Origin of the sequence: Streptomyces sp. adm13(2018) (assembly GCF_008042145.1) — a bacterium.
Lineage (GTDB): Bacteria > Actinomycetota > Actinomycetes > Streptomycetales > Streptomycetaceae > Streptomyces.
On the sequence record NZ_RDBH01000067.1, the window covers coordinates 4533 to 7754 of the forward strand.

The following is a 3222-nucleotide window of genomic DNA, read 5'->3' on the forward strand; positions in this document are numbered from 1 at the left end:
GCCCCCCACCTCCCCCCAGGGCCGCGGCACCGCGGAGAGGAGCTGACCCGCACATGATGGGCCGCACGATCTTCATCGACCCGGGCCGCTGCATCGGCTGCCAGGCCTGCGTCTCCGCCTGCCGCGAATGCGACTCCCACCGCGGCAAGTCGATGATCCACCTCGACTACCCCGACGAGGGCCACTCCGTCGCCTCCCTCCCCACCGTCTGCATGCACTGCGAGGACCCCGTCGCCCCCTGCGCCGAGGTCTGCCCCGCCGACGCGATCCTCGTCACCGCCGACGGCGTCGTGCAGCAGGCCGACACCACCCGCTGCATCGGCTGCGCCAACTGCGTCAACGCCTGCCCCTTCGGCGTCCCCAAGATCGACCTCCAGGCGAAGCTCCAGATGAAGTGCAACCTCTGCTACGACCGCACCGCCTACGGCCTCGCCCCGATGTGCGCCACCGTCTGCCCCACCGGCGCCCTCTTCTACGGAACGCTCGAAGAGCTCCAGGCCGAGCGCCCCGGCGTCCAGGTCGCCGACTCCTTCACCTTCGGCTCCACGACCGTCTCCACCGGCGTCGCGATGGTCGTCCCCGCCGACAAGGTCCAGTGGCCGGTCCCCGGCGGCCTCCCCGTCGTCGAGATCAATGGAAGGGATGTCCGTTGAGCGTCACCGACCCCGAGCGGCCCGCGTCGGACCCCCACTCCGACGCGGCCCAGGAAGCGCTCCACGACCGGATCGCCGCCGACTCCCTCACCACCCGCCGCGACTACCTGCGGATCGTCGCCACCGTCTCCGGCGGCCTCGCCGTCGGCGGTGTCGGCGTCGCCGCCGGCATCCTGCACCGGCACGGCGACGAGGAGGGGGCGCCCGAGCCCAAGAAGATCGCGGACGGGCTCCTGCCCGGGGAGTCCCTCGCCTTCCGCTACCCCGGCTCCGAGGACCGCGCGGTCGCCGTCCGCCTGGAGGACGGCACCCTCGCCGGCTACTCCGCGGTCTGCACCCACCTCGCCTGCGCCGTGCTCTGGCGCAAGGAGCGCGGCAGCGAGGGCGAGCTGTACTGCCCTTGCCACGAGGGCGTGTTCAACGCCCGCACCGGGGAGGTCACGGCCGGCCCGCCGCCGCGGGGCCTGCCCAAGGTGGTGCTCGTGGAGGAGACCGACGGGAGCGTCTGGGCGATCGGCACGGCCCGCTCCGGTGAGAGCGCCCGCGAGGGACTCTGCCGTCAGCTCGCCGGTGAACGCCCCGAACTCGCCGACCGCCTGGGCTGCCCCGGCGCCTCGGCGCGGGGCACGGCGCCGCAGAGGAGTGAGCGCACATGACCGAGGACGCCTTCCCCCGCGACCCGGAGGCCCCGGAGCCGGCCACGCACCCCGCCGCCCCGGGCTCCCCGGCCGCGCCGGACGCCCCGCGGCCACCCGCGTACACCCCGGGCAGTGCGCAGCGGCGGCTCAACCGCCCGGTGCGCGAGCGGTATCCGCAGATCCGTCCGACCAGCGGCTACGGCGATCCCCGGGTCACCCGCACCGGGCCGGGTCCGGGGGCCGGTACGGAGCAGGAGCCGGAGCGCTCCTCGAAGCTGACGGCCCGGCTCGTGCTGGCGCTCACGGTCGTCATCGGCCAGCTCTGGGGGCTGACGATCGTGGTGGACGAGTGGATGGCGGGGGACACAGGGACGGCCTGGTGGGGCGCGGGCTTCCTCTGCCTGTCGTTCCTGGTGGTGCTCCCCGCGGATCAGCCGGGTTCGGGGCGGGACGGCGGGCGTACCCTGGGGGTATGAGTACCGCCCCCGCCCATGGCCCGCGAGACCCGAAGCGGCCCGGCGTACGTCCCAGCCCCGAGAGCAGTCCGAAGCCGGCACTCGTCTTCGACGATCCGCTGGACCAGCAGTCCGCGGACGACACGGACCGTGGATGGGGCGAGCGGCCTCCCACCGGCGGCGACAGCGCCGCCGATCTCGCGCGCTTCCTCGACGAGAAGCCGCCGCACCACCTCTGACACCGGCCCGGGGTGCCGGTCAGGAGGTGGGGTGCGTCCCCGGACCGCCGGAACCTGAACCGCCGGAACCCGGACCCGTACCGGAACCCGGGCCCGTGCCCGTCCCGGAACCCGGACCCGCAGCCGTGCCCGTCCCGGGTCCCGCGACGGGGCCGCGCTGGGCGACCAGGTGATCGCGGATCTCCTTGAGGACCTCCAGCTCGCTGATCTCCATGGTCTCCGCGACGCCCTCCATGGCCTTCTCGTGCGCCGCGCGCTTCGCGAGGATCTTCGCCATCGGCAGGACCATGAGGAAGTAGACGACGGCCGCGGTGATCAGGAAGCTGAGGACCGCGCTGAGGACCAGGCCCCACTGGAGCTGGATGCCCTGCACCTCGCCGTTGACGACGGCGCACGTGTCCTTGATGCAGGACGAGTAGCTCTCCAGGTTCTTGGTGCCGAAGGCACCGACGATCGGGTTGATGAGGCCCTTGACCACCGAGTTCACGATGTTGGTGAACGCGGCACCGATGACGACGGCCACGGCCAGGTCGATCACGTTGCCACGCATCAGGAAGGCCTTGAAGCCCGCCAGCAAACTTTCCTTCTTCTCGGCCACCAAGGTGCCTTTCGTCGCTCGTGCTGCTGTGTGCGGTGCCATTAGGCCGCGAACGGAAGAGAGCCGTCCAGTCCGTACACACGGAACGGTGAATTGACAGAGTGTCAGTGCGAATCAGCACAAGGCCACCGCCAGTTGGGAGGTGACGCCGGCGCCCGCCAGCACGGTGGCCGTGGCGCGCGGCACGGACAGCACGACGAGCGCCCCGTGGTCGGCACCGGTCCCGTCCGGCCGGGGAATCTCGGCGACCCGGGCGCCCGCGGCCACGACCCGGGCCGCGCCGTCCCCGCCGAGCGGCGGGCCGGGCGCGGCGATCACGTCGACCCGGTCGCCGGGCCGCAGCAGCCGTACGGTCGCGGCGTCGGCGATCCGCACGGGCGCGGACACCAGCCGGACGGCGACGGACGGCCGGACGCGCGCCGCCCCGGCGGCGGCCCGGTCGCCCGGCGGTGCCGCGGCGGCGCCCGGCGGCGGGCCGCCGCCCGCCACGGCGAGGGCCGCCGCCACGAGGGCGAGGACGGTGGCGGGGGCCCAGCGGCCGCGTCGCAGGGCCCTGCGCAGCCGGAGCCGGGGGCCGTGCACCCGGAGCGGCTCGAAGGGCGGCACCACGCACGGCGCCGGAACGGGGGAGGGGAGGGG

At 74.1% G+C, this 3222-nt stretch carries 6 protein-coding genes; 4 read left to right on the top strand and 2 right to left on the bottom strand.

What is annotated here, in order from left to right; translation table 11 throughout:
* Positions 1-53 precede the first annotated feature (53 nt).
* Genes EAO70_RS06145 through EAO70_RS06160 form a run of 4 tightly spaced genes read left to right on the top strand, consistent with a single transcriptional unit; the run spans position 54 to position 1985 of the window.
* Positions 54-653: a 4Fe-4S dicluster domain-containing protein gene (locus EAO70_RS06145; protein WP_030315529.1), complete on the top strand. Its 600-nt coding sequence runs from the start codon at positions 54-56 to the stop codon at positions 651-653.
* Entirely contained in the window at positions 650-1309 is a 660-nt protein-coding gene (locus tag EAO70_RS06150; protein ID WP_148001997.1) for a Rieske (2Fe-2S) protein, read from the top strand. Before EAO70_RS06145 ends, EAO70_RS06150 begins: the two co-directional genes overlap by 4 nt.
* Positions 1306-1767, top strand: coding sequence for a hypothetical protein (locus tag EAO70_RS06155; protein WP_148001998.1), 462 nt, complete (start codon positions 1306-1308; stop codon positions 1765-1767). The genes EAO70_RS06150 and EAO70_RS06155 overlap by 4 nt, the downstream gene beginning before the upstream one ends.
* A complete protein-coding gene (locus tag EAO70_RS06160) occupies positions 1764-1985 on the top strand; it encodes a hypothetical protein (protein WP_148001999.1) in 222 nt (73 codons plus the stop codon). Before EAO70_RS06155 ends, EAO70_RS06160 begins: the two co-directional genes overlap by 4 nt.
* Before the next feature lie 19 nt (positions 1986-2004).
* Here the strand turns inward: EAO70_RS06160 and mscL are convergent, their stop codons facing one another.
* Together mscL and EAO70_RS06170 are read right to left on the bottom strand one after the other, a co-directional pair.
* A complete protein-coding gene (mscL, locus tag EAO70_RS06165) occupies positions 2005-2583 on the bottom strand; it encodes a large conductance mechanosensitive channel protein MscL (protein WP_148002000.1) in 579 nt (192 codons plus the stop codon).
* Between the two features lie 114 nt (positions 2584-2697).
* On the bottom strand, positions 2698-3222 hold a 525-nt coding region (locus EAO70_RS06170), incomplete at its 5' end, for a hypothetical protein (protein WP_261992696.1).

Excerpts from the sequence above, each read along its gene's own strand:
- EAO70_RS06145 (WP_030315529.1), top strand. The coding sequence starts at position 54 with ATGATGGGCCGCACGATCTTCATCGACCCGGGCCGCTGCATCGGCTGC.
- EAO70_RS06155 (WP_148001998.1), top strand. The coding sequence starts at position 1,306 with ATGACCGAGGACGCCTTCCCCCGCGACCCGGAGGCCCCGGAGCCGGCC.
- EAO70_RS06160 (WP_148001999.1), top strand. The coding sequence starts at position 1,764 with ATGAGTACCGCCCCCGCCCATGGCCCGCGAGACCCGAAGCGGCCCGGC.